Origin of the sequence: Streptococcus milleri (assembly GCF_900636525.1) — a bacterium.
Classification (GTDB): Bacteria; Bacillota; Bacilli; order Lactobacillales; family Streptococcaceae; genus Streptococcus; species Streptococcus hominis.
The window spans coordinates 909,440-934,957 of record NZ_LR134288.1; the positions used below are offsets into that span (position 1 = coordinate 909,440).

Sequence of the window (25,518 nt, forward strand, 5' to 3'; positions counted from 1 at the left end):
CCTCTTATCTTTTCTTAGGAGCATGAATTGCCATGCCGAGTACGTCTGCAAATGCTTCGTACATAACTTCTGAAAATGTCGGATGACCGTGAATGGTTTTGAGCATTTCTTCTACCGTGATTTCCATTTCAATGATAGTAGAAGCTTCATTGATTAACTCAGCTGCTGCAGGGCCGATAATGTGAACACCGAGAACTTCTCCGTATTTCTTATCAGCAATCACTTTGACAAATCCTTGAGCAGCATCAGATGCAATTGCTCGTCCGTTTGCTGCGAAGTTGAATTTGCCGATAGCTACATCGTATTTTTCGCGAGCTTGTTCTTCTGTCAGACCGACTGCCGCAACTTCTGGCAAAGTGTAAATAGCTGCTGGAGTTAGATTTAATTTAGCAACTACGTGATTGCCTTTGAGAGCATTCTCTGCAGCTACTTCCCCCATACGAAAAGCTGCATGCGCCAACATCTTGGTACCGTTAATGTCTCCGGGAGCGTAAATTCCTGAAACAGAAGTTTCCATATATTCATTGACCTTGATACGACCGCGGTCTAGTTCAAAGTCAACCTCGCCAATGCCTTCCAAATCAGGCACGCGTCCGATAGAAAGCAAAGCTTTATCAGCTATGATATCTTCCTTTCCTGCAACTTTGATGCAGAGCTTGCCATTTTCTTCGACAATTTCTTCCAGCTTGGTCTCTGTCAAAATGGTCATGCCCTTGCGCTCAAGAATGAGCCGAAGGTTTTTAGAGACTTCTGCATCCATAGCTGGAACAATCCGATTCATCATCTCAATGACCGTTACTTTGGAGCCAAAGGTCATGAAAGCCTGTCCTAGCTCAATACCAACAACGCCACCACCAATGATTACTAAACTTTCTGGAACTTCCTTCATATCCAGGATATCATCGCTAGTCATAACAAGTGGTGATTCCATACCTGGAACGTTAATCTTGCTGACTTTTGATCCACCAGCTAAGATAATCTTCTTGGTCTCAAGAAGTTCAGCACCATTCACCAAGACATTCTTATCTTTGGTAATGGTACCAATTCCTTTGTGAACATCAACACCGTAGCTACGAAGCAGACCTGCAACGCCTCCGACAAGTGTATTGACAACCTTGTTTTTGGTTTCCAAAACTTTATCCATATTGACGGTAAAGTTTGGATTTTCAATGATAATACCGCGGTTTGCTGCATGGTACAGGCTTTCAATAATTTCCGCATTGTGAAGATAGGTCTTGGTTGGAATACAGCCACGATTGAGGCAAGTTCCACCTAGTTCAGATTTTTCAACAAGAGCAATCTTGCCTCCTAATTGAGCTGCTTTAATCGCTGCTACATAGCCAGCTGGTCCGCCACCAATAACAACAATATCATAAGCGTCATCACTCTTATTATCGTCGTTAGAAGTTGTGGCTGCAGTTGGTGTTGAACTAGCATCTGAAGCAGCCACAGCAGTCGGAATATTTTCTCCTTCTTCGCCCAGATAACCGATAACTTCCGTTACAGGAACAGTCTCACCGTCCCCTTTTAAGATAGCAATCAGATAACCGTCTTCTTCTGCTTCTAATTCCATGCTGACTTTATCTGTCATGATTTCCAGAAGGATTTCTCCTTCTTTTACAAATTCGCCAACTTTTTTATTCCATTGAACAATCTGTCCTTCTGTCATATCAACGCCGGCTTTTGGCATAATTACTTCTAAGGCCATGTTTTTATTTTCCTCTCATTTAAACTTTCTCTTATACCAACATTGAAATTGGGTCTTCAATCAGTTCTTTTAGGTCTTTCATGAATTTAGCACCTGCCATACCGTCCACGACTCGGTGGTCAATGGTTAATCCAAGACTCATGATTGGTCGAATCACAATTTCTCCGTTTACTACGACTGGTTTTTCAACGGTTGAGCTAACTCCCAAAATCGCAGAATTGGGCTGATTGATAATTGGTCCGAAGGATTGAACGCCAAACATTCCTAGATTGCTAATCGTAAAAGTTGAGTTTTGCAGCTCACTTGGGGCTAATTTTCCATTTAAAGTCCGACCAATCACATCCTTAAAGGCAACGACTAACTCAGACAGACTCATTTTTTCGGCATTGTAAACCACCGGTGTCATAAGCCCGTTGTCCATACCAACAGCCATAGCCAGATTGACATAATTGTGCATGATAACAGTCTGCCCGTCTTCTGTCAGAGACGAATTGAGATAAGGGTGCTTCATCAAAGTTTTGACAACAGCCATAGAAAGTAAATCCGTGACCGTGATTTTCTTTCCTGTCGCTTCCATGATTGGCTCTAAAACCTTTTTGCGTAGTGCCAACAATTCTGTCATATCTACATCATAGTTGAGAGTAAAAGTTGGCGCTGTCAGATAAGAATCCACCATTCGTTTTGCAATGACCTTCCGCATTGGCGTCATTGGAAGGCGTTCAATTTCTCCATAAGGAGTGATGTTGTCAGGTATTTCTTCCACTTTCTCAATCTGAGCAGGTGACTTGATGCTGTCTGAGTCAACATTTTCAGGAAGCAAAGTCAGAACGTCCTTCTTCATAATCTTGCCGCGAACACCTGTCCCTTGGATTTCCTGCCAAGCGATATTATTTTCTTCTGCAATACGTTTTGCAAGGGGCGTAATTTTCACAATATTGAATTCTCGATAACTTTCGATATCTTCTTTATGAACTCGCCCCTTTGCGCCAGTACCAGATACGTCATAGAGATTGATACCCAAGTCATTTGCTAATTTTCTAGCAGCAGGGGTCGCTCTTAACTTATCATCAGTCATAGCTTCTCCTATTTCTTTTTTTATTGATTGTTCTTTAATCTTGAGCTATTTTTGTTTTTGCATAATTTTAGTTATGTGAAATATTGTAATCAATATCAATTTCAGTTTTATTCTTTATTGTAAGTCTTACGAATAGCATCTTTGATACTTTCAACTGTCGGAATCATGGCGTTTTCAAGATTCTGGGCGTAAGGCATGGGTACATCTTCACCAGCACAGCGGCGAATTGGTGCATCCAAATAGTCAAATGCTTCTGATTCGGAAATGATAGCAGAAATTTCACCGATATAACCACTAGTTTTGTGGGCATCATTAACCAGAACGACTTTTCCTGTTTTCTTGACTGAGTTGATAATGATATCCTTGTCCAGAGGCACCAAAGTACGTGGATCCACCACTTCTACCGAAATGCCTTCTTCTGTCAATTCTTCAGCTGCTTGCATAACCCTGCGGAGCATTTTTCCATAGGTCACAACTGTCACATCCGTCCCCTCTTTTTTGATGTCACCAACACCGAGAGGGATTGTATAATCAGGATCAAGCGGAACTTCGCCTTTTTGGTTGAATTCTGACTTGTACTCAAGAATAATAACAGGATTGTTGTCGCGGATTGAGGATTTCAACAAGCCTTTCATATCTGCAGGAGTTCCAGGTGCAACAACCTTTAAACCCGGAATGTGTGTGAACCAAGATTCCAAAGATTGTGAGTGTTGAGCAGCTGATCCGACACCATTTCCAGCTGCGCAGCGAATTGTCATCGGAACTTGACCTTTGCCACCAAACATATAACGAGTCTTAGCGGCTTGGTTGACAATTGCATCCATGGCAATGACAGAAAAATCCATAAAAGTCATATCTACAATTGGGCGTAGCCCAGTCATGGCCGCTCCTGCTGCAGCTCCTGAAATAGCTGCTTCAGAAATTGGACAATCACGTACTCGTTCTGGACCGAATTCTTCTAACATTCCGACGGATGTTCCGAAATCTCCTCCGAAAATACCGACATCTTCTCCCATTAACAACACATTTTCATCAAGACGCATTTCCTCAGACATGGCAAGGATAATGGTGTCACGGAAGGACATTGTTTTTGTTTCCATTATTGTTCAATCTCCTCTCTTAGTCCGCGTAAATATCTTCAAAAGCTGATTCAAGCGGTGGAAATGGACTTTCCTCTGCAAATTTTACAGATGCTTCCACTGCTTCTTTAACCTCTGCTTGGATAGCTTCTAACTCTTCATCGCTTGCAATCTGATTTGCGAGTAAATATTTACGAAGATTTTCAATTGGGTCTTTTTTCTTCCATTCTTCTACCTCTTCGCGCGTCCGATATTTACCAGGGTCAGATGAAGAATGCCCCAACCAGCGATAAGTAACACTTTCAATTAAAACAGGTCCTTTACCACTTCGAACATATTTAATAGCTTTTTGAAAGCCCTCATAGACCTCAATGACGTTATTCCCGTCTGGGATAAACATGCCAGGAATACCATAAGCGGCACTCCGCTCGTGAATGTGCTCTATATTGGTCATTTTCTTAATATCCGCAGAAATACCATAGCCATTATTGATACAATAAAAAATCACTGGTAACTTCCAAATAGAAGCCATATTAACCGCTTCATGAAAAACACCTTCGTTCGTTGCTCCGTCACCAAAGAAACAGACAACAATCTTTCCCGTATGATGCATTTGCTGAGTAAGGGCGGCACCTACCGCAATCCCCATGCCTCCGCCAACGATACCATTTGCTCCTAAGTTTCCAGCATCCAAATCAGCAATGTGCATGGAGCCACCTTTTCCTTTGCAGGTGCCGTTGTATTTGCCCATGATTTCTGCCATCATGCCGTTCAGGTCAATTCCTTTGGCAATCGCCTGACCATGACCACGGTGGTTAGAAGTAATCAAATCATCAGGATTGAGGGCCAGCATAGCTCCAACGCTAGCTGCTTCTTCTCCAACAGAAAAGTGAGTCATGCCTGGCACTTTCCCCTTTTTTACGAGTTGAGCAATTTTTAAGTCCATCCGACGGATCTCTTCCATCTTACGAAACATCTCTAGTAAAAGATTTTTATCTAAAGTTGACATAGTCAAGCCTTTCTATGAGTGTAATTCTATAATTTCATTCTATCCAAACTAAAAAATACTGTCAAAATTTATGCTTGAACAATTTCACAAAGAAAAATCAGCTAACCTTGCTGGCAAGCTGATTTGAATTGACTAAATAAAAATTTCACAAATGGGTATTTCTACTTTTTCCCAAAATCCTCTATCATTTGATCGATTTCCGAACGACTTGATGTTGTCAAAATATAATGAACATCTCCTTGTAAGTCTGCAAATGCCTTTGGCATGATTTTGACTGCTTTTAATTTATCGCCGTACTTTGCACGCAATTCTTCTTCTGAATACACATAATTTGATGTTGAACGGCGTGAAGTAACCAAGCCATATTGTGCTTCGACTTGAGGTTGTGGGAAGGGGTCCCCATTCACAATATCTGCATATCCACGATAAAGGTCAATGGAGTGAGCAAAGTTATACAAATCAATCGTAAAAGCACCTGCTGGACGATTATTGTATTCTATGGCAATATAATCATCTCCGTCACGGAAAAATTCAATATGGAAGAAACGTTCTTTCATGCCAAACGCTTTAATAATAGCTTCCCCATATTGACGTAATTTTGGATCCATATCTTTTATAATATAATATGAGTTTTCATAATGATTCAAAACTAAGTCTAAAGGAGTATAAGCATAGTCAAAAGTCGTTGAAAACACAATATGTCCTTTTGAATCGAGTAATCCGTCAAACGTACAAATTTGTCCAGAATCAACGAATTTTTCAAAGAAATAAACGGTTTGCTTATCCCACTCTTGTTTAAATTGTTCAACATCTTCAGTGGTTTCCAATTTATAAGTTCCGGCTGCTCCAACTCCATTGTCTGGCTTCGCAATCATCGGAAGTCCAATTTTACTGACAGCCATGTCAACTGCCTGCAAGGTTTTTACAATTTGACCAGGAACGACAGGAACACCAGCTTTTTTAAAGAGCTTCTTCATTTCGGACTTAAATTTTGTCTTTTTCAAGTCTTTTGGTTTTGGTCCTACAACATTAAATTGTTCACGCAATTTTGCGTCTTGATCCAACCAATATTCATTGTGTGACTCAATGCGGTCAATTGGTCCGTGCTTGTAAAAAAGGAAAGCTACAGCACGTTTAACTTCATCGAGATTTTCTAGATTTTCCACACGAAAATATTCTGTTAAAGCATTTTTCAAAGGTTGATCTAATTGATCATAAGGCTCTTGCCCAATCCCTAAAACAGTAATTCCTTTGTTAGCAAGTTCAACGGTAAATTGTTGAAAATTTTGTGGATAATAAGGTGAAATAACGATATAATTCATAATATTGTTTCCTTTCTAATCATAGATTTAATTGACTTAGAAAATACGGCATTTGCTTGCGCCACCAAATCCAGTCATGCGAAACATCATATCCCCATTCAGCAAACCATGCAGGAATGTTCTTATGCTCGAAGGCTTCTTTTAAGGTGTAGAAAGAAGGTAGTCCATCCTGCTCCCATGCACCAAGTCCTGTACAGACAATGATATCAGCATTGCGATAGTGGTCAATAAACCAGCCATCGTTTTGATTCCAAATATAATCTGCTGGTGAATTTTGATAAATTGCTTCATCATCCAAACAATCACCAACAAAGAAGCGAGCATCGTAAACCCCGCTCAGTGCAATGACTTTATTGAAGACATCGGGGTGCTGGAGAAAGAAATTAACAGCGTGATAGGCTCCCATAGAGCAACCTGTTGTCATCATCGGATCAAACCAACCTGTTTTATGCTTGATAAAAGGAATAGCTTCCTCAATGACATAGTGCTCATAAGCTCGGTGCATTTCTGCGCGGTCGTGAGGAGCTTTCCAATCAGCCAACCAGCTTTCACTATCTACACTACTCAAAGTGAAAAATTGAATTTTTCCTGTTTCGATAAACCATGAACAAGCCTCAATCATACCAAAATCTGCATATTCATTGTGACTGCCACCAGACGAAGCAAAAACGACTACAGGCATTCCAGCGTGCCCATAACGATTCACATACATTTCACGGTTTAAATGACCGCTCCAATGACTTAAAAACTCAACATGCATATAAATTCTCTCCTCATATTCTTAATTAATTTATTTACCATTTTTCGCTAAAGAAGCGAAGACAATCAGGTAAATGCTCAGCCCAGACTACTTCATTGTGCTCTGCTCCAGCTTGGATATGAAACAACAGATTTTCCAAATCTAAACCGCCCGCAATTAACTGACGGAAGTAGGTTAATGACGAATCAATATAAGCTTGCTTGATATTGCCAGCCATTAAGGTTTTATCGGTGTCATCTGCTTCTTCTGTTCCAACATAAATATAAATCCGCTGCTCTGCTAATAAGTTATGGCGTTCTATATAACGATTGAATGCTTCCTGGTGCAGCCAGTTTGCAGATGAGAAAACACCCAAACAACCAATTTGCTCTTGATATTCAATTCCCATAAACTGCGTAATGTTTCCGCCTAAAGAAGAACCAACCATAGTCGTGTGCGCTCGGTCTGATTTGGTACGATAATGCTCGTCAACAAAGGGTTTAACAACTTCCATGACAAACTCCGCATACTCTGTCCCCTTGCCGCCAAATTGCATACCTGGAATAGTTGATTCTTGATATTTCCATGCAGAATACTCATTCATTCGATTAAAACCGTCATTGTCAATCGCCACCACAATCATTTTTTCAATGTCGGGATTTCTCTTAATCGTTGGAATGATTTTCCAAGAATGACCACTAAAAGACTCTTTGCTATAAAGGACATTTTGACCGTCATGAAAATAAACTACAGGATAGGATTTCTGAGTATCTTGCTCATAATTTCTAGGGAGTAGCACTCGAACACGGCGCTTTTGTTTGCTATAAGGCACTTCTAATGCATGTTCTCTTACTTCAAGGTAAAAATAGGATTGATTCATTATCAGAAAACTTTCTATTTTCAAAATTTTTATCTATTATATCATAAAATATTCAAAAAAGTTAGGGAATTCCTAACTTTTTTAATACTTTTGTAACAAATCATCATTATTTCTAACTTTTCCAAAAGAAAACTAGAGATTTTGATAATTTTTGATAGCTTGCAGCGCTCGTTTTGCTATTTTTTCATATCGTTCTTTTTTGTCTCGAATGCGTGGACCGTCCAATTCCTTGATAATTCCAAAATTGACGTTCATTGGCTGGAAATGCTTGCTATCAGCATGCGTGATATAATGAGGTAAGCTTCCAATAGCAGTTGTTTCTGGAAAGACCAGGGCTTCTTCTCCATTAAAAAGTCTGGCTGCATTGATACCGGCTACCAGCCCGGACGCGGCAGATTCTACATACCCTTCTACACCGGTCATCTGACCTGCAAAAAAGATATTCTCTTGTTTTTTAGACTGGAACGTCTGTGTCAGGAGATTTGGTGAATCCATGTAAGAATTGCGGTGCATAACTCCATAGCGGACAAATTCTGCATTTTCCAATCCCGGAATCATCCGAAAAACGCGCTTCTGTTCACCCCATTTTAGGTGTGTTTGGAAACCAACAATATTATAAAGGCTTCCAGCTGCATTGTCTTGACGAAGCTGAACGACTGCATAGGGTGTCTTAAATTCACCGTCACGAGGTCCTTTATAGTCATCTGGGTATTCCAAACCAACTGGCTTCATAGGACCGTAGAGCATGGTTTTTATTCCTCTTTTTGCCATCACCTCAATCGGCATACAGCCTTCAAAGTATTTTTCTTTTTCAAAGCTATTTAACGGTGCTTCCTCGGCATTTACCAAAGCGTCATGAAAAGCCATAAACTCACTCTTAGTCATAGGAGCATTGAGATAAGCAGCTTCTCCCTTGTCATAGCGAGATTTGAGGTAAACTTTCTCCATGTCAATTGTATTGACATCTACAATCGGTGCTGCTGCATCATAAAAGTAAAATCCAGCTCCACCATTTAGCTCGTGAATCTTTTCAGCGAGTGTATCACTTGTCAAAGGCCCCGTCGCAATAACAGTAATCGTATCATCAGGAATTTTGGTGATTTCCTCACGAATAACTTCGATTAAAGGGTGGTTTGTCACCTCATCAGTCACCATTTGTGAAAAACCGTCACGGTCAACTGCTAACGCTCCTCCGGCCGGTACACGCGTAGCTTCTGCTGCTCGCATAATGATTGAATCCAAACGGCGCATTTCTTCTTTTAACAAACCAACCGCATTCGTTAGCGAATCCCCCCGTAGAGAATTCGAGCAGACTAGCTCTGCAAAATCACTAGTCTTATGTTGCGGAGTAGATTTCACTCCTCGCATTTCATACAGCTTAACAGGAATACCGCGTTTAGCAATTTGATAAGCTGCCTCGCTACCTGCAAGACCAGCTCCAATAACATTAATATAAGATTGAGACAATAGACCAATACCTCTTCGGGAGTAAACTCCCACAAATCTTTCTAATTATTCTTTACCATTATAACAGAAAAAGCCCCTACTGACGAGCGAGACTTTCTACAATGATTATGCTAGTCACTAGATAAAAACAGTTTTATCAACTGACAGTTCTTAATCAAAGAACACTTCTTCTATCTATTGATTTAAAAGGTTTTCTAAATAGGCAATTTTAGCAAAATCTTTATCATTATTTTGTTCATTTCGATAAGAATCTTGCGAAGAAGCCTGATAAATCTTGAGATACTGCTCTGCATTTGGCAAAAAATAAATTGCTCCTGCCGTTTGATGTTTCTCTAATTCATCTAAAGGAATCCCAGCAAAGTCTTCCAAAGTATTCATCCCACCGAATTCGACTGATAAATCATCCTTTTGAAATTCATGCTCGTGCAGATCTACTAAGTGATAACCCAATCGGTTCATAATCATTTCAATCTTTTCAAAATCATAAATTCGCTCCTCATCAGGAGCCCCCCAACCTCTTAGGTCTCCCGGCACATGAATATCAATATCTCGCGCTTGCCAATCTCGACCAGTTACCTGTTCAAGTCCTAATGAGCCCATAAGAAGAGGAGTGATTTCGATTTTGTTCAACTCTCTTGTAATTTTTAAAAATTCATCAAATTTCTCTTTCATACAGTTTCCTTTGCTATATGTAAAGAAAGTTTACATAAAATAAATTATGCAAACACCTTTAATTTATTTTACTTTTTCTTCTTCATAGTCGCCATTACTGCAGACAACTTGTTTGCCACCACCGCGAACCTTCTTTTCTACAAGATACTGACCACATTTCGGACAAGAGCGACCGACTGGTTTATCCCAAGAAGTAAAGTCACAATCTGGGTAGCGATTACAGCCATAGAAAAGGCGATTGCGTTTGGTTTTGCGTTCAATGATTTGCCCTTTGTGACACTTAGGACACTCTACACCGATTTCTTTGACAATCGCTTGAGTATGACGACAGTCAGGAAAATTGCTACATGCATAGAATTTACCATAGCGGCCCAATTTGATAACCATAGGACTTCCACAGACTTCACAGTCAAATCCAGCAGGTTCATCTTTGATTTGAATTTTTTCCATTTCAGTTTCTGCTTTTGCAACTTCTTTTTCAAACGGCTTATAAAATTCATCAATGACCTTTTGCCATTGCTCTTTTCCTACTTCGACATCATCTAGCTTAGCTTCCATATCAGCGGTAAATTTCACATTGACAATATCTGGGAAAAATTCAACAATCAGAGAGTTCACGATTTCTCCCAGTTCAGTTGGCTCAAAGCGCTTAGAAACTAATTTGACATAGTAGCGTTTTTGAATAGTTTCGATTGTTGGTGCATAAGTTGATGGACGTCCGACACCATTTTCTTCCAATGTCTTAATCAAGGTCGCTTCAGAATAACGAGCAGGTGGTTGTGTGAAATGCTGTTCAGGATTGGTGTTGACCCGTTTCACTGTATCACCCTTTTCCATATCAGGCAACATTTTATTTTTATCAGAATCGTTGTAAATAGCTAGATAACCGTCAAATTTAACTTGACTACCATTTGCAGCAAATTGAACACCGTTTTGCTCCAATTTCACACTCATAGTGTCAAATACTGCTGCAGTCATTTGACTAGCTACAAAACGATTCCAAATCAGCGTGTATAGCTTTAATTGATCTTTATCTAGATATTTCGCGATATTTTCAGGTGTGTTGAACACACTTGACGGACGAATCGCTTCATGGGCGTCTTGTGCGCCAGAAGCATTTCGGACTCTACTGCCGTGTTTAGAATATTTCTCACCAAAACGATCTGTAATGAAGGTTGCAGCTTCGTTTTGAGCTACTGGACTAATACGAGTGGAGTCTGTACGCATATAGGTAATCAAACCTTGCACACCAGATCCGATATTAATTCCTTCATAAAGTTGCTGAGCGACCATCATCGTCTTACGAGTTCGGAAATTAATTTTATTGGCAGCGTCCTGCTGCATAGATGATGTGGTATAAGGTAGCGGAGCATTGCGCTTGCGTTCCTTTTTCTCAACGCTTTCGACAGTAAATTCATCACCTTCGATATGAGAAAGAACGTTTTTTACATCATCGTTGGTAGCAAGCTTCATTTTCTTGCCATTCATGCCGTAAAAGCTTGCTTGAAATTGACGAGGTCCTTTTTTGAAAGTTCCGTCAATCGTCCAATACTCTTCTGGTTTAAAAGCATTGATTTCATTTTCACGGTCAATGATGAGCTTCAAGGCAACAGATTGCACACGTCCAGCTGACAATCCCTTTTTGACTTTTTTCCAGAGAATTGGAGAGATAGAGTACCCCACAATACGGTCAAGGACACGACGCGCTTGTTGAGCATCTACCAAATCCATGTCAATCTGGCGCGGTTCTTTAAAAGCATTTTTAACTGCATCTTTCGTGATTTCGTTGAAAACAACACGGTTTTTATCTGTCTCGTCCAAATTTAGAATATGTGCCAAATGCCAAGAAATGGCTTCTCCTTCACGGTCCGGGTCACTTGCAAGATAGACTTGTTTCGCTTTTTTAGCTTCTTTTTTCAAATCATTGATAAGAGGCCCTTTCCCGCGAATATTGATATATTCTGGCTCATAGTTGTTTTCAAAATCGATGGACATGGTAGACTTTTTCAAGTCGCGAATATGTCCGACACTGGCTAAAACCTTGTAGTTCCGCCCTAAATATTTTTCAATTGTTTTTGCTTTAGCTGGCGACTCTACAATCACCAGATTTTTTTTCATTGCTGTTTTTTTCTTTGTTTTTGTTACCAATGTAAACACCTTCTAAAAGTAATAAACCTCATAGAGTTTAAACTATTTTTTTTAAGATGTCAACTAGTAACATTCTCTTATAGGAGAACTTGTTTTAAAATTGGAATTCAGAAAGTACGTCAGCGCCTGATGTGACGCACTTTGCACCCTCTTGAATCAAATGATGACAGCCATCACTTCTGCCGTCTAAAATTGACCCTGGAATAGCAAACACATCTCGCCCTTCTTCCATTGCGCGCTCACAAGTAATTAGACTTCCTGAGCGCATTTTGGCTTCAGCTACAATAACGCCTCTACACAAACCTGCAATAATGCGATTCCGCTCTGGAAAATGAAATTTCAATGGCTCTGATTCGGGACCGTATTCACTAAGCACAAGGTGATGTTCTCCCAAATAAGATTGAAGTTTTTTATTTGCTCTTGGATAAAAAACATCTAAACCGGTTCCAATAACGGCAATCGTTCGACCACCATTTTGCAACGCTGCCATGTGAGCTGATGTATCAATTCCGCGCGCTAAGCCGCTTACGATAACTAGCTCATTGTTTAGCTCTTTAACAATTTTTTGAACAGATTGACTGCCTGTTCGGCTACTATTGCGACTTCCCACAACAGCTACTTTCGGTAATTTTAACAAATCCAAGTTTCCTTTGTAGAAAAGGAGAACGGGTGGATTGTAAATTTCACTCAAATCCCAAGGATACACATCATCCAAGATAGAAAAAGACGGAAATTTTTCAAATTCTTGACATAATAAATCATCATCTAGCTGCAGATATTTTTCAATGAAAAGAGCTGGATTACGGCATTCCGACACAACTGCCATATCTTTTACTGATAATTCTTTTTCTTGTATCTCAGCATACGAAAGAACATTGATGACCTGTTGGTTGGTCAAGCCGGCTTCTTTTAATTTATAAATATCAAAATTATCCATTTTATCATTCCTTTTACTTTCATTAATATCTTTCAAAGATACTATTCGTAAAAGAAATGAAAAAACGAGAAATTCTCGTTTTTTACATTTTATCTAATTCTTTAATAATCCGAGCTGGGTTTCCTGCTAAAACAACATTATCATCATAAGATTTAGTAACAACTGATCCCGCACCAACGACAACATTGTTACCTAATGTTACTCCTGGTAAAATCGTTACACCACCACCTGCCCAGAAATTATCGCCAATGGTAATTGGTGCACCGTATTCTATACCTGATATGCGTTCTTGTGCATCTAAAGGGTGGAGAGGGGTCAGAAGTTGACAATTTGGTCCAAACAATGCATTTTTTCCAATAGTAATTGGACAAACATCAAGCATAGTCAAATTCCAATTAGAATAGAAATTTTCTCCTAAGTGAATGTTGATACCATAATCGCAGACAAAGTTTGGTTTCATCGAAATGTTCTCACCAGTTGAACCGAACCATTCTTTTACGAGTTTACTTCTTTTTTTACCGTCCTGTTCTGCATTAAATGCGTATTGAAATTGACGAGAACGTGTTACCAATTTTCGTAATTCGGAATCTTGCGGATTGTATAATTCTCCCGCAATCATTTTTTCATATTCAGTTTTCATTGACTTTCCTTTTCATTCTTGATAAGTGAATGGTTAGATACATTTGTTCGTCATCAGACGTCTGATAATTGCGCGTTTGCTTAAGATATTAGGTAATCTTTGTTGTCGTTTCATAAGCTGACGGATACTTAATTTTCAGTAAATCAAACATATCGTTGTCGTCTAACTCCTGATGTCCGGTGTCCGTTAAAACACGTTCGCAAAAAAATTTCAGATGCGTAATAAAGCGCTGAACATAAATATCCTCGTCATCTAATGAAATCTCTAAGCTGTATTTGACGATTGTCATGATTTCTTCCATTAGCTGTGTCAAATCTTGAGCGGCTACATTGCCATTATCTAATTCAGCATTGACAATGGTCAAAGCCATAAAGCCTGCTTCATCCAAAGGTAAATCTTGCCCTAAATAGTCACCCAACAATTGACTGGCATACTTGCCAACTTCAAATTCGTCAGGGAAAAATCGCTTAATATCCCACATGAGGAAATTTTTCATAAAGAAATGATCTTGGACACGTAAAACCACACCATACAGGTGGTCAGCCATCGCTAAAAAGGCACCATCTTGCAATTTTTTATTTATTTTTGAATGTGCGTAAGTGATAATTTTATCAGCCATTTCTATGATGTCAGCAGGTAATTCCAACAATAATTCACGCTTGTTTTCTGACAAGACATACTTTTTCTCAATCAGATTATCCCGAACATCCTCTCCTGCTTTACATCCAAAAGCCAGTCCGCATCCCATCAACACTACTTCTTGGTGATTTTCTTCAGAAATGACCACATTATTATTTAAAACTTTAGAAATAATCACCCCTTGTCCTCGACTTCTTCAAGCATGGATTTAATTGGTTCAAAAGTTTTGCGATGAATAGGAGTGATTCCTTTTCGTTTCAATCCATCTAAATGATGCTGGGTTCCATAACCAACATTGTGTGTAAAGTCATAACCTGGATAAGTTAGCTCATAATCAGTCATCATGCGATCTCTCGTCACCTTGGCTACGATCGAAGCGGCCGCAATAGACAGTGAATTAGCATCTCCTTTGATGATAGACGTTTGCGAAACTTGAACATCTAACTGCATGGCATCAATCAAGAGATGTTGCGGAGAGATTTCAAGATTTCCCACAGCCTCTAACATGGCTAATTTCGTCGCTTCATAGATATTCACCTTATCAATCACTTGATTATCCTTGACACCAATACCAACTGCAACGGCTTGTTTTAGCACTTCTTGATAGATTTCTTCGTGCTTTTTCTTGGGAATTTTCTTGCTATCGTTGAGACCTTTGATTTTACAGTTTTTAGGTAAAATAACTGCTGCTGCCACAACAGGACCTGCTAAGGGACCACGACCAACCTCATCAATCCCAGCGATATATTGGCAACCAGTAGCATAAAGCTCCTTTTCATATCGTAGCATTTGCTCCAAACGACAGTCTTCGTCCAATTCAGCTTGGATTTGTTTTTTACGCTTCATAATGAGCTTGTGGACACCAGCCCGACTATCATCTCGAAATTGCTCAAAAGCAGGACTCTCTATGTCTGTTATTTCAGATAAGATTTCTTGAATCTCTTTAATTGTCGCCATGTATCTCACCTAAAGTATCCAAAGTATAACGTCCTAACTTGCCATCGCGAATATCTTTTATGAAAAGACGATAAAAGCGGTCATAGTCATCTCGAAATCCTAATTTTTGTGTCATATCCATAATGATTTCAGGTGCTTCTTCTTCCAAGTTCATTTGCTTGAACCGTTCTTGAAGCTCCTTTGGATAATGTTCTTTGAAATAATTGATTCCAAAAATAGTAACCTCATCCATTGGAAGCAAATCGTCTTTAATCGCTCCTGTTAAAGCGAGTTTCAAAGCAACTTTTTCATCTTCAAACTTAGGCCAGAGAATCCCTGGAGTATCTAAAATTTCCAAGTCCTTATTCGACTTGAGCCACTGCTGCCCTTTGGTAACACCTGGTTTATTTCCAGTCACAGCAATTTTTTTTCCGGCTAAACGATTCATCAGTGTGGATTTTCCGGCATTAGGAATCCCGATAATCATGGTTCGCAATGTTTCAATTTGGATTCCGCGCTCTTTTTGCCGAGCGATTTTCTCTTTCATCAAAGACTGAGCTGCTTCCGTGACTTTTTTTACAGTTGATTGCTCCTTAGAATTGATTGGCAAAGCCTTGACGCCTTGCTTTTCAAAATAATTTCTCCACTCCTTCGTCAAAGTCGGGTCAGCCAAATCTGCTTTATTCAAAATGAGGAGCTTAGGCTTCTCTCCCACGATTTTAGTCAGCATGGGATTTTGACTGGACAATGGTAAACGCGCGTCTACTAAAATTGTCACAAAATCCACAAATTTGATATTTTCTTGTACTTGTCTCCGAGCCTTGGACATGTGTCCCGGAAACCATTGAATAGTAGCCATGAAAACCTCTTTCTTACACTAGTTTAACATCTTCATTATACCAGAATTTTAGCTAATCCGCATTGATAAATCATGCAACAAAAAATCACCTTTCAAAAACAAAAGGCAATTTTTGAATCTTAATGATACAAAACAGGCTTTCTATCCTGCTTATCGGTAAACGGAAGTCTTGGTTCGCGAATCCGTTTCACATAATCAACAATTTCTTTTCCTTCATGGTCAAATTCCACAACAGCAAAAAATTGATCGTGGTAAAAGAAAAATTTATAATGATTTTCAAATGCTTCCTTGAGCCATTTTTCTTTTGCAATAATGGAACGCATGGGGTAATCATCTACAGCAGCGACCCATACAGGCTTGCGATGCGCGTGAGTTAAGAGCAAGTCTGCCATATGAATCATGGTTTCATTTCCTTGTTTCAGCAAAATGATACTATGACCATTGCTATGACCACCAGTATGAACCATTTGAATTTCTGGTATGACATTCAAGTATTCCGTAAATGTCTCAACTTGATGTTGAATAGGTTCCCAATTTTCTCTGAGATAAGTCCCTTTAGTCCGATTATTTGGGTTCATCATCTCGTACCATTCAATATCATTTACAAAAATCTTAGCATTGGGAAAAGTTGAAACCAACTGATGATTTTCATTTAATTTTGTCAATCCACCAGAGTGATCGTGATGCATGTGAGTCATTAACACATAAGAAATATCTTCAGGAGTCAAACCTAAAAGTTCCAAGCTCTCTTCAATTCTGCTTTCAGATAAAATCCCTAAATTTCGTCTTTGTTTATCAGATAGTTTCGCAGTGTTAAAACTTGCATCAATTAAATAATTTTTATTTTTGTATTGAATCAATATTGGATCGGTTAATTCAACCATCATGTTTTCTTCAGTTGTTGGATAATAGCGTGACCAAACAACTTTTGGTACAGGACCAAATAAAGTGCCTGCATCTGTCATTTTATCAACTCCACGTAACCAAGTTAATTTCATGTCTCTAAATTGATACTCTTGTAGAGTGAGTTCTGTCATTTCTTACTCCTTTAGCCACCTTTCGGCAATTTCTCTTCTGATAGAATTTCCAGATCTTCCATAGTTTTCAATAGTTTCTGCATCCTTTAAATAACGTTTGATATTAACATTGTCGAATTTTTGTAAAGGACCAATTAGTCGAAGGATTTCATCGGATATCTCAATGGCAACTTTCGTCGTGTACAGTTTTATTCGAGAAACAAATTTTGCATCTTCTTCAATTTGACTAGGATAAGATGCAAAATAAGCTTCTGCAGAGCATAATTTATTATATAAATCAGCAAATTTATTTTGATGAATTTCCACATCAATCAAACGCTTTCCAAATCCTCTCCTCACTTTTGCAAATTCAATACCTTTATTGAAAGCCCCCTCAGCAACACCTAACGCAATAGCACTTAAGCCAAGTTGCATATTTTTAATGATGTTAGCAAATTGGACATCCCCAGCTAATTCGTCTCCCAATAAGGCGTTTTCCGGGAGCAAGACATTTTTCAGCGTGACTGAACTCAAAGGAAGACCTATCAAGCCCGGTTTTTCAATCTGTTCACCAATTAGCACATCCGAATCTTTTGGATCAACAATAAAGAGTCCGTACTTCTCCACCTTACCTTGTTCTTTTACTTTTGCCAAAACCAGTAGTATATCTGCAACGCTGCTATTGGAAATCATCGCCTTTTCCCCTGAGAGACACCATCCCTGCTCAGTCTTTGTTGCATACGTTTCAAGATCTTCTAGCCCCTTTAGATGTTTATACTCGCAAAATCCTAATCCTCCTATGTACTGACCTTTTAGTAACTTTTCAAGATATAATTCCTTTTGCTCTGCTGTCCCAAAATTCAAAATAGAATAAATTCCATAGCAACCTTGTGTTAATAAAATAGCCGAAAGAGCAGCAAATTCATTAGCAATTTTTCGGATAAATGTGATGAAATCAGAACTTAAGGTGTGATTCTCTTCAGATAAAATGGGCAAAAATATATCCATTTCGTTCGTCAATTCATCCCACATTTCCTTTGGAAAATAAGTTGATTCATCATGTGATTTTACATAGTTTTTGACTGCTGTATTCGTATATGAATCAATCATAGCTGCTGTAGTGCTAATTTTTGACATCAATTTGCTCCTTTATTAGGTATCAAGGCTCGAAATAGGCTGATAGTAACCTTTCAAAAGTTCTTCATAAACGTATGCTTCAACTTCATTATAATTTGCTTTATATGGTCTGCAGAACCAGATATTAAATGGAACCGGATCTTTAAAACGAACAGCTTTAAACTTATTTTTATCCACAAAATATTCTACTGGACGAGGTAAAATAGCAATCATATCATTCTTATACGTAGACTCTGTTAAAAAATCCCATGCTGATGATAAATATGTAAAATTTGTCTCTATCTTCTTATTTTTTAATTTTTCAGCTACTAATTCATAAGTGGTAAATGATTTATTAAATGTTGCTAAATCATAAGCGGCGATGTCTTTCCATTCAAGAAGTTCTTTATCTGCTAAAGGATGATTTTTATCCATATAAGCTGCATATTCATCGGCTTGTATAATATATTGCTCGTACTTTTTAGCATCTAAATTAGTCGGCTCAATCAATAAAACAAAATTTAAATCACCTTCAAGAAATTTTTGACGTAAATCCTTGCTTCCTCCCTCCACAACTTGAATATTAATGTGCGGATTATCCTTTAAAAATTTAGGAAGAGCACTGGCAAAATAAACACGCAAAATCAGAGAAGGAATGCCTAAATTAATGGTTCCTTTTTGTTTTTGCGCTTCCATATGAATCATGGATTGCATTTCTTCATGGCGATTGACAATTTCCGTAGCAAAACGATAAATTTTCCCACCAGCTTCTGTCAGACTTTCTAATCTTCCATTTCTACGATTAAAAAGCTGCAGTCCTTCAGTCGCTTCAAAATTTGTGACAAATTGACTCAAAGCAGATTGACTAATATGAATTTTTTTAGCAGCAATCGAAAGATTACATCCGCATTCGACGATATTGATAAAGTAAGTCATTTGAATAATATCCATGTTCATCGTCTCCTATCTTTCAATATTTGTAATATAATTTGTCAGGAATAAAATAGCAACTGATCTTTTTAATATAGATGATCAGTTGCTAATAGGTTGATTAAAAACTTATCATCGATAAAGTTCGTTATAAGCATATAGTAACACACTTTATGGCAAACAGTAGCTATATTTGCTTGATAATTTAACTAGATAGACATTGTTTTTAAGTCATCTGACACGATTACTTCTCCCTCTGTCTTTTCAAGAACTTCTTCCAAAGAGACACCGGGAGCTAATTCTTTCAAAAGGAAGTTCCCATCTTGAAAGCCAAATACCGCTAGCTCTGTGATGACCAAATCCAAAACTCCTTTAGCTGACAATGGCAATGTGCATTCTTTCAGCAATTTTGATTTTCCATCAACAGTAGTATGTTGGATAGCAGCGATAACCCTTTTGGCACCAACCAGAAGGTCCATAGCGCCTCCCATCCCTGGAGCAAACTTGTCTGGGATAATCCAATTCGCAATACTGCCATCTTGACTAACTTCTAACGCTCCTAAAACCGTAGCATCAACGTGGCCTCCACGAATAATGGCAAACGAAGTTTGTAGGTCAAACAACGATGCTCCTGGTAAAAGAGTAATGGGTGCTCCTCCAGAATTTGCCAGATTTGCATCATAATTTTCTTTTGTTGGTGTCTCACCAAAACGAAGAGCACCATTTTCTGCTTGAAGGATCACATTTACGCCTTCAGGAATATAATCAGCAGAGGCATTCGGAATACCAAATCCAAGGTTGATGACATCTCCATCTTTAAATTCAAGAGCCACACGTCTTGCAATAATTTCTTTTGATTTCATATTAATTTACCCCTGCCAATTTTTTAGTCTCTATCCAGAGGTCGCCCATCATTTTATGATGTTCTTTAGAAGTCAAGCTTTCAACAACATAGTCTACAAGAATTCCGGGAATATATACATCGTTAGGATCAATTTCACCAACTTCAACAATTTCATTGGCTTCAACAATCACTGTATCAGCTGCAAGAGCCAGCTGCAAGGAAATATTTTTAGTTGTCCCATCAATGTATAAATTGCCATATTTATCTGACTTGGTAGCCTTAATCAAAGCAACATCAATTTTCAAAGGGTCATAAACAAGATATTCTCTGCCGTTGCGAGCTACTTTTTCATAATCTTTTTCCAAAATAGTCCCAATGCCAGTCGGGGTCAAAACAGCTCCCAAACCAGCACCCGCAGCATGAAGTCGTTCAACCACGGTTCCCATTGGTGTGAATTCAACTTCCATATCACCGCTAAAATATTCATGTTGTACGGCAGCGGAAGTACCCACGTGAGCTGCAATATATTTTTTAACTTGGTGATTTTCACACAAGCGACCAACGCCAATCTCTTTACCCGGTTGTGAGGTAACAACAGATACTATTGTTAAGTTCTGTTGATTTTGTCGAACCAATTCTTCAATGAGTTCAAATGGCTCACCCACTCCAAGAAAACCTGAGATACCTACAATATCTTCAGATTTAATGTTAGAAATTGCTTCTGATAATGTTACAATTTGCATGCCAATATCTCCACTTATTACTTACGATTAAAAACCGCCTTGCGTTTTTCTACAAAAGCACGCATCCCTTCTACTTTGTCCTCTGTAGAGAACAACAATGCTTCAGCTTCCGTTTCAAGTCTGATAGCATTTTTTAGTGGGAGTTCCGAACCAACTTGAATGACATGCTTAGCTTTTTCCACAGCTAATGGTGCATTCTTTATCATGGCTGCAGCCAATTCTTCAGCTGAGCTTAATAGTTCTTCGACGGAAACCAGCTTGTTAAGAATGCCTAGTTCATAGGCTTCTTGACCTTTCACCGTACGAGCAGTGAAAATCAATTCTTTCGTACGGCTTGTTCCAATTAAACGAGACATGCGTTGAGTACCAGCGAATCCTGGGATAATGCCCAAGCCGACTTCTGGAAAGCCTACAACTGTTTTTTCATATCCAATACGAATATCCGTTGAAAGTGCCAGTTCCATTCCACCTCCGAGTGCATAGCCATTGAGTACCGCAATCGTTGGCTGACGTAAATCTGAAAGGCGAGTAAAGGTATTGTTTGCAAATGTCATGTATTCAAAAGCTTGAATCGGTGACATTAAGTCCATTTCCTTAATATCAGCCCCAGCTACAAATGCTTTTTCTCCTGATCCTGTCACAATGACAACACGAATGTCTTCACTGTTTTCAACTTGATCAAGAACTTCATTCAAATCAGCCAAAACCTGAGAACTCAAAGCATTTAAAGCTTCAGGACGGTTGATCGTGATGTAGCCGATTCTGTTTTTAACTTCTAATAAAACAGTTTTACTCATTTTACTGCTCCTACTTATAAAATTTGAGTTATAAAGTATATAGTGTCAACAAATACTTGAACCAAAAATGTAAGAGCTTACAATGCTATGATATCTCATTTTTCCACTCTCGTCTACTTAATCCTAATTTATAACTCTATAAGTTTAACTTATAGAGTTATAAAAAATACTAAGACTTTTTGATTTTCAAAATAAAAAACAAATTCTACTAAGAATCATTTAAGATAAACGTCTTAGATAGAATTTGTTTTACAGAGTAAAAAAATCAAATGGTAAATTAAATTTAGTAGGTAATTATTTTTAACGTTCTACAATGACTGCTGTACCCATTCCGCCTCCGATACAAAGAGTTGCAAGACCACGCTTCACATCACGTTTTTCCATTTCATGCAATAAAGTAACCAGAATACGGCAGCCTGATGCTCCGATTGGATGACCAAGTGCAATGGCTCCGCCATTGACGTTTACTTTTTCTGGGTCAAAATTTAACTCTTTTCCAACAGCACACGCTTGAGCTGCAAAGGCTTCATTGGATTCAATCAAATCAAGATCTTCAACTGTAAAACCACCTTTTTCAAGTGCTTTACGAGAGGCATAAATTGGTCCGCAACCCATGATTTTGGGATCTAAGCCCGCACTAGCGTATGATTTAATAGTTGCTAAAATGGGGATGCCTAATTCTTTTGCTTTTTCTGAACTCATGACAACAACTGCTGCTGCTCCGTCATTGATACCAGAAGCATTACCAGCCGTGACAGTTCCACCTTCTTTAAAGACAGGACGCAATTTAGCCAAACCTTCTAAGGAGGCATCTTTTCTTGGAAATTCATCTGTGTCAAAAATAATTGGCTCACCTTTTCTTTGTGGAATAACCACTGGAACAATTTCTTCTTTGAAACGTCCAGCTTCAATAGCTGCCACAGCACGTTGTTGAGATTGCACAGCAAAAGCATCTTGAACTTCACGAGAAATATCATACTGTGCAGCAACATTTTCAGCTGTGATTCCCATGTGGAAATCATTAAAGGCGTCAGTCAGACCATCACGAAGCATGGTATCAATCACTTTTGTATCTCCCATACGAGAGCCCCAACGTTGATTTTGCAGCACATATGATGCTTGGCTCATATTCTCAGCACCACCCGCTACAATGATATCAGCATCTCCACAAAGGATAGCTTGTGCAGCCAACTGAACAGTTTTAAGCCCTGAACCACATACTTTATTGACTGTGAATGCTGGAGAAGATACAGGGATACCTGCATTGACACTCATTTGACGTGCCACATTCTGACCAAGTCCTGCCCCTAAAACATTTCCCATAATCACTTCATCAACTTGTTCAGCCTTCAAATTTGCTCGTTCCAGCGCGCTTTTGATAACCAAACTTCCCAAATCAACAGCTGAAATATTTTTCAAACTTCCACCAAAAGAACCTAATGGTGTACGAACTGCTGATACAATAACTGCTTCTTTCATTTCTTGCTCCTTATCTTAGTATTTAAAGAAACCTTCCTTGGTCTTACGACCAAGTTTATTAGCTTCAACCATTTTTTTCAACAATGGAGCAGGACGATATTTTGGATCACCAAACCCATTATTCAATACGCCCATAATAGCCAAGCAAACATCCAAACCAATTAAATCCGCTAAAGCCAAAGGACCAATTGGATGATTAGCTCCTAGCTTCATCGCTTCATCAATTTCTTCAGCTGATGCTACTCCTTCTCCAAGAATGAAAATTGCTTCATTAATCATCGGAATCAACACTCGATTTACAACAAAACCATAAGAATCTCTAACATCGACTGCTGTTTTACCGATTTTGTCAGTCAATTCACGAACAGTTTTGACTACTTCTTCTGATGTTTGAAGTGCTTTGATCACTTCGACCAATTTCATAACAGGAGCAGGATTAAAGAAATGCATACCAATAACTCGTTCTTGATGCACTGTTGCTGCTGCAATGTCAGTAATTGACAAAGATGATGTATTGGACGCTAAAATTGTTTCTGGTGTTGTTAATTCATCTAATTGTTTAAAAATACTCAACTTAATGTCTCGGTTTTCAGTAGCTGCTTCAATAACTAACTGAACATTTTTTGCATCTTCGTATGAGGTTGAGGGAATCAACTTACTCAAAATACTATTTTTATCAGTTTCTGACAGACGACCTTTCTCTACAGAACGTGTCAATTGCTTGGTGATATTTCCAATCCCTCTTTCGACAAATTCGTCTTTAATGTCATTCAAATACACCGTAAAGCCCGATTGGGCAAAGACTTGTGCAATACCGCTTCCCATCTGACCTGACCCAATGATCATCACTTTTGAAATATTCAATTTTCTCTCCTATCTAATATTAACATTATAAAGTTTTAAATGAAAGAATAGGAACGATTGAATGATGAATACTCTTCAACCGTTCCTGCTTTGTCATTATACAAATGCACCTAAGCCAGTAATTTCACGACCAACAATCAAAGCGTTGACTTCATGAGAACCTTCATAAGTATAAACAGCCTCAGCGTCTGCAAAGAAACGGGCAACATCTGTTTCAAGAGTGATTCCATCCCCTCCGCCTACTTCACGAGCAAGGGCAACAGTTTCGCGCATAACGAGTGAATTATGCATTTTAGCAAGGGCAGAATTTAACATTAATTCATTGCCAGCTTCTTGCATTTCAGCAAGACGAACTGAGTAAGCAATAGCTGCCACAGCATTCGCTTGCATTCTAGCCAATTTTTCTTGAATGATTTGGAATTTAGCAACTGGACGTTTAAATTGTTGACGGTTTGTAGTATATTTTAATGCTGCAACAAATGAACCACAAGTTATTCCCATAGCAATATGAGCAACATCAGCACGAGTAAATGTAAGAATACGAGCTACATCTTCAAAACCATTGATGTTTACCAAACGGTCTGAGTCTGGAACTTCAACATTTGTCATTGTGATATGACCATTTCGAACACAACGAAGTGCAATTTTATGTTGAATAACTTCTACATCGTAACCAGGAGCTCCTTTGCGAACGATAAAGCATTTAATTTTGCCATCTGCAACGTCACGAGCAAATACTGGAATAACATCAGCTGTATCTGAACCACCAATCCAACGTTTTTCACCGTTAATAATCCACTTGTCTCCTACACGTTCAGCAGTTGTTGCAAGCCCACCTGCGATGTCTGAACCAGAAAGTGGTTCTGTCAAAGCAAAACATCCTTGCCAATCAAACGCTGCTAATTTAGGAAGAAATTCTTTTTGTTGGCGTTCGTCTCCACCGAGTAAAATTGTGTTATAGCAAAGTCCACCATGCACAGTATAGAATGTAGCCATTGATGTATCAAAGCGAGCCAATTCCAAATAAAGGAACGCAATATAAAGTTCTGACGGTTTATAACTGCCTTCACGTCCTTCGAACAATTTAGGATTGTTCATAATTTGAGCGCCTTTGGCAACTGCGTAAAATTGTTCAAATGGAAAATCAGGTTTTTCCCAATGTTCATTGATCACAGGACGAAGATGTTTTTCAATCAAACGACGAGTTTCTTGCAAAACTTCTGCTTCTCCCAGTGTCAGACCGTCTGCATAGTGAAAGAGATCTTCAGGATATAATTCACGTAAAATTTCTTCTTTGGTTGCCATAATATGGACTCCTTTATAATAATGTTATAAGAGCGCTTTCATTTCAAGGCTCAGTATTTGTTGACGCTTACATTTTATATCAGATATGGTCTTATGTATACTTAAGAAAAATTAATCGTCCCATAAGTTTCTATTATACATATTGATTTTACTGACGTTTCAAAGGATAAAGGCAAGATTTTACAAATAAAATTTTTCCAAAAGTTAAAAATTTATTTGTAAAAATAATTGAATTTCTAAAAATATTTTCTCTAATTTCAAAGAAATTCTTTTCCTCAATCATTTACCAATCCTCCAGGGCAAAATGCGAGCAT

General features: G+C 38.6%; 24 protein-coding genes and 1 pseudogene. All 25 read right to left on the bottom strand.

The window, feature by feature from the left end:
* Window positions 1-4: 4 nt before the first annotated feature.
* A complete protein-coding gene (gene lpdA, locus EL087_RS04470) occupies window positions 5-1,708 on the bottom strand; it encodes a dihydrolipoyl dehydrogenase (protein ID WP_126407089.1) in 1,704 nt (567 codons plus the stop codon).
* 31 nt (window positions 1,709-1,739) lie between these two features.
* Complete coding sequence (locus EL087_RS04475; protein ID WP_126407091.1) at window positions 1,740-2,783, bottom strand: dihydrolipoamide acetyltransferase; 1,044 nt, start codon at window positions 2,781-2,783, stop codon at window positions 1,740-1,742.
* 107 nt (window positions 2,784-2,890) lie between these two features.
* Window positions 2,891-3,883 carry an alpha-ketoacid dehydrogenase subunit beta gene (locus EL087_RS04480; RefSeq protein WP_003029690.1) on the bottom strand — a complete coding sequence of 331 codons (993 nt, stop codon included), beginning with the start codon at window positions 3,881-3,883 and terminating at the stop codon, window positions 2,891-2,893.
* A gap of 19 nt (window positions 3,884-3,902) precedes the next feature.
* Window positions 3,903-4,871, bottom strand: a complete 969-nt coding sequence (locus EL087_RS04485) for a thiamine pyrophosphate-dependent dehydrogenase E1 component subunit alpha (protein ID WP_049534051.1) — start codon at window positions 4,869-4,871, stop codon at window positions 3,903-3,905.
* 161 nt (window positions 4,872-5,032) lie between these two features.
* Window positions 5,033-6,193, bottom strand: coding sequence for an ATP-grasp domain-containing protein (locus tag EL087_RS04490; protein ID WP_126407093.1), 1,161 nt, complete (start codon window positions 6,191-6,193; stop codon window positions 5,033-5,035).
* 19 nt (window positions 6,194-6,212) lie between these two features.
* Window positions 6,213-6,953, bottom strand: a complete 741-nt coding sequence (locus tag EL087_RS04495; protein ID WP_003029686.1) for an esterase family protein — start codon at window positions 6,951-6,953, stop codon at window positions 6,213-6,215.
* A gap of 34 nt (window positions 6,954-6,987) precedes the next feature.
* Window positions 6,988-7,812 carry an alpha/beta hydrolase gene (locus EL087_RS04500; RefSeq protein ID WP_126407095.1) on the bottom strand — a complete coding sequence of 275 codons (825 nt, stop codon included), beginning with the start codon at window positions 7,810-7,812 and terminating at the stop codon, window positions 6,988-6,990.
* A 132-nt stretch (window positions 7,813-7,944) separates the two neighbouring features.
* Window positions 7,945-9,279, bottom strand: coding sequence for a methylenetetrahydrofolate--tRNA-(uracil(54)-C(5))-methyltransferase (FADH(2)-oxidizing) TrmFO (gene trmFO / locus EL087_RS04505; protein ID WP_126407097.1), 1,335 nt, complete (start codon window positions 9,277-9,279; stop codon window positions 7,945-7,947).
* 174 nt (window positions 9,280-9,453) lie between these two features.
* On the bottom strand, window positions 9,454-9,951 hold the full coding sequence (locus EL087_RS04510) for a phosphoribosylanthranilate isomerase (RefSeq protein WP_126407099.1): 498 nt from the start codon (window positions 9,949-9,951) through the stop codon (window positions 9,454-9,456).
* 63 nt (window positions 9,952-10,014) lie between these two features.
* Window positions 10,015-12,108, bottom strand: coding sequence for a type I DNA topoisomerase (gene topA / locus EL087_RS04515; RefSeq protein ID WP_106083555.1), 2,094 nt, complete (start codon window positions 12,106-12,108; stop codon window positions 10,015-10,017).
* An 85-nt stretch (window positions 12,109-12,193) separates the two neighbouring features.
* A complete protein-coding gene (dprA, locus tag EL087_RS04520; protein WP_126407101.1) occupies window positions 12,194-13,036 on the bottom strand; it encodes a DNA-processing protein DprA in 843 nt (280 codons plus the stop codon).
* Window positions 13,037-13,118: 82 nt separating this feature from the next.
* The gene (locus tag EL087_RS04525; RefSeq protein ID WP_126407103.1) at window positions 13,119-13,676 is read right to left on the bottom strand and encodes a sugar O-acetyltransferase; all 558 of its coding nucleotides are present in this window, start codon (window positions 13,674-13,676) and stop codon (window positions 13,119-13,121) included.
* Window positions 13,666-14,493 (bottom strand): annotated as a pseudogene (locus tag EL087_RS04530) (PRD domain-containing protein). The gene EL087_RS04525 and the pseudogene EL087_RS04530 overlap by 11 nt, the downstream one beginning before the upstream one ends.
* Entirely contained in the window at window positions 14,490-15,272 is a 783-nt protein-coding gene (locus tag EL087_RS04535) for a ribonuclease HII (RefSeq protein ID WP_003029676.1), read from the bottom strand. Before EL087_RS04535 ends, EL087_RS04530 begins: the two are co-directional and overlap by 4 nt.
* Window positions 15,259-16,110, bottom strand: coding sequence for a ribosome biogenesis GTPase YlqF (ylqF, locus tag EL087_RS04540; RefSeq protein ID WP_003029675.1), 852 nt, complete (start codon window positions 16,108-16,110; stop codon window positions 15,259-15,261). The genes EL087_RS04535 and ylqF overlap by 14 nt, the downstream gene beginning before the upstream one ends.
* Before the next feature lie 119 nt (window positions 16,111-16,229).
* Window positions 16,230-17,147 carry an MBL fold metallo-hydrolase gene (locus EL087_RS04545; protein WP_003029674.1) on the bottom strand — a complete coding sequence of 306 codons (918 nt, stop codon included), beginning with the start codon at window positions 17,145-17,147 and terminating at the stop codon, window positions 16,230-16,232.
* A gap of 3 nt (window positions 17,148-17,150) precedes the next feature.
* Window positions 17,151-18,263 (bottom strand): acyl-CoA dehydrogenase family protein, encoded by a 1,113-nt coding sequence (locus tag EL087_RS04550; RefSeq protein ID WP_126407105.1) that lies wholly within the window; start codon window positions 18,261-18,263, stop codon window positions 17,151-17,153.
* 15 nt (window positions 18,264-18,278) lie between these two features.
* Window positions 18,279-19,193 (bottom strand): LysR family transcriptional regulator, encoded by a 915-nt coding sequence (locus EL087_RS04555; protein WP_106083548.1) that lies wholly within the window; start codon window positions 19,191-19,193, stop codon window positions 18,279-18,281.
* Between the two features lie 188 nt (window positions 19,194-19,381).
* A complete protein-coding gene (locus EL087_RS04560) occupies window positions 19,382-20,035 on the bottom strand; it encodes a 3-oxoacid CoA-transferase subunit B (protein ID WP_126407107.1) in 654 nt (217 codons plus the stop codon).
* Between the two features lies 1 nt (window position 20,036).
* Window positions 20,037-20,759, bottom strand: coding sequence for a CoA transferase subunit A (locus EL087_RS04565; protein ID WP_126407109.1), 723 nt, complete (start codon window positions 20,757-20,759; stop codon window positions 20,037-20,039).
* Window positions 20,760-20,776: 17 nt separating this feature from the next.
* On the bottom strand, window positions 20,777-21,556 hold the full coding sequence (locus tag EL087_RS04570) for an enoyl-CoA hydratase/isomerase family protein (protein WP_003042664.1): 780 nt from the start codon (window positions 21,554-21,556) through the stop codon (window positions 20,777-20,779).
* Window positions 21,557-21,856: 300 nt separating this feature from the next.
* Window positions 21,857-23,035, bottom strand: coding sequence for an acetyl-CoA C-acetyltransferase (locus tag EL087_RS04575; RefSeq protein ID WP_126407111.1), 1,179 nt, complete (start codon window positions 23,033-23,035; stop codon window positions 21,857-21,859).
* Window positions 23,036-23,050: 15 nt separating this feature from the next.
* A complete protein-coding gene (locus tag EL087_RS04580; RefSeq protein ID WP_106083544.1) occupies window positions 23,051-23,899 on the bottom strand; it encodes a 3-hydroxybutyryl-CoA dehydrogenase in 849 nt (282 codons plus the stop codon).
* A 96-nt stretch (window positions 23,900-23,995) separates the two neighbouring features.
* On the bottom strand, window positions 23,996-25,204 hold the full coding sequence (locus EL087_RS04585) for an acyl-CoA dehydrogenase family protein (RefSeq protein ID WP_003029666.1): 1,209 nt from the start codon (window positions 25,202-25,204) through the stop codon (window positions 23,996-23,998).
* A gap of 148 nt (window positions 25,205-25,352) precedes the next feature.
* The gene (locus tag EL087_RS09470) at window positions 25,353-25,487 is read right to left on the bottom strand and encodes a hypothetical protein (RefSeq protein ID WP_260664222.1); all 135 of its coding nucleotides are present in this window, start codon (window positions 25,485-25,487) and stop codon (window positions 25,353-25,355) included.
* Window positions 25,488-25,518 lie beyond the last annotated feature (31 nt).

Bases quoted from the DNA above. Each gene is read 5' to 3' on its own strand.
- lpdA (WP_126407089.1), bottom strand. From the start codon at position 1,708: ATGGCCTTAGAAGTAATTATGCCAAAAGCCGGCGTTGATATGACAGAA.
- EL087_RS04475 (WP_126407091.1), bottom strand. From the start codon at position 2,783: ATGACTGATGATAAGTTAAGAGCGACCCCTGCTGCTAGAAAATTAGCA.
- EL087_RS04480 (WP_003029690.1), bottom strand. From the start codon at position 3,883: ATGGAAACAAAAACAATGTCCTTCCGTGACACCATTATCCTTGCCATG.
- EL087_RS04485 (WP_049534051.1), bottom strand. From the start codon at position 4,871: ATGTCAACTTTAGATAAAAATCTTTTACTAGAGATGTTTCGTAAGATG.
- EL087_RS04490 (WP_126407093.1), bottom strand. From the start codon at position 6,193: ATGAATTATATCGTTATTTCACCTTATTATCCACAAAATTTTCAACAA.
- EL087_RS04495 (WP_003029686.1), bottom strand. From the start codon at position 6,953: ATGCATGTTGAGTTTTTAAGTCATTGGAGCGGTCATTTAAACCGTGAA.
- EL087_RS04500 (WP_126407095.1), bottom strand. From the start codon at position 7,812: ATGAATCAATCCTATTTTTACCTTGAAGTAAGAGAACATGCATTAGAA.
- EL087_RS04510 (WP_126407099.1), bottom strand. From the start codon at position 9,951: ATGAAAGAGAAATTTGATGAATTTTTAAAAATTACAAGAGAGTTGAAC.
- dprA (WP_126407101.1), bottom strand. From the start codon at position 13,036: ATGGATAATTTTGATATTTATAAATTAAAAGAAGCCGGCTTGACCAAC.
- EL087_RS04525 (WP_126407103.1), bottom strand. From the start codon at position 13,676: ATGAAAACTGAATATGAAAAAATGATTGCGGGAGAATTATACAATCCG.
- EL087_RS04535 (WP_003029676.1), bottom strand. From the start codon at position 15,272: ATGGCGACAATTAAAGAGATTCAAGAAATCTTATCTGAAATAACAGAC.
- ylqF (WP_003029675.1), bottom strand. From the start codon at position 16,110: ATGGCTACTATTCAATGGTTTCCGGGACACATGTCCAAGGCTCGGAGA.
- EL087_RS04545 (WP_003029674.1), bottom strand. From the start codon at position 17,147: ATGACAGAACTCACTCTACAAGAGTATCAATTTAGAGACATGAAATTA.
- EL087_RS04550 (WP_126407105.1), bottom strand. From the start codon at position 18,263: ATGTCAAAAATTAGCACTACAGCAGCTATGATTGATTCATATACGAAT.
- EL087_RS04555 (WP_106083548.1), bottom strand. From the start codon at position 19,193: ATGGATATTATTCAAATGACTTACTTTATCAATATCGTCGAATGCGGA.
- EL087_RS04560 (WP_126407107.1), bottom strand. From the start codon at position 20,035: ATGAAATCAAAAGAAATTATTGCAAGACGTGTGGCTCTTGAATTTAAA.
- EL087_RS04565 (WP_126407109.1), bottom strand. From the start codon at position 20,759: ATGCAAATTGTAACATTATCAGAAGCAATTTCTAACATTAAATCTGAA.
- EL087_RS04570 (WP_003042664.1), bottom strand. From the start codon at position 21,556: ATGAGTAAAACTGTTTTATTAGAAGTTAAAAACAGAATCGGCTACATC.
- EL087_RS04575 (WP_126407111.1), bottom strand. From the start codon at position 23,035: ATGAAAGAAGCAGTTATTGTATCAGCAGTTCGTACACCATTAGGTTCT.
- EL087_RS04585 (WP_003029666.1), bottom strand. From the start codon at position 25,204: ATGGCAACCAAAGAAGAAATTTTACGTGAATTATATCCTGAAGATCTC.
- EL087_RS09470 (WP_260664222.1), bottom strand. From the start codon at position 25,487: ATGATTGAGGAAAAGAATTTCTTTGAAATTAGAGAAAATATTTTTAGA.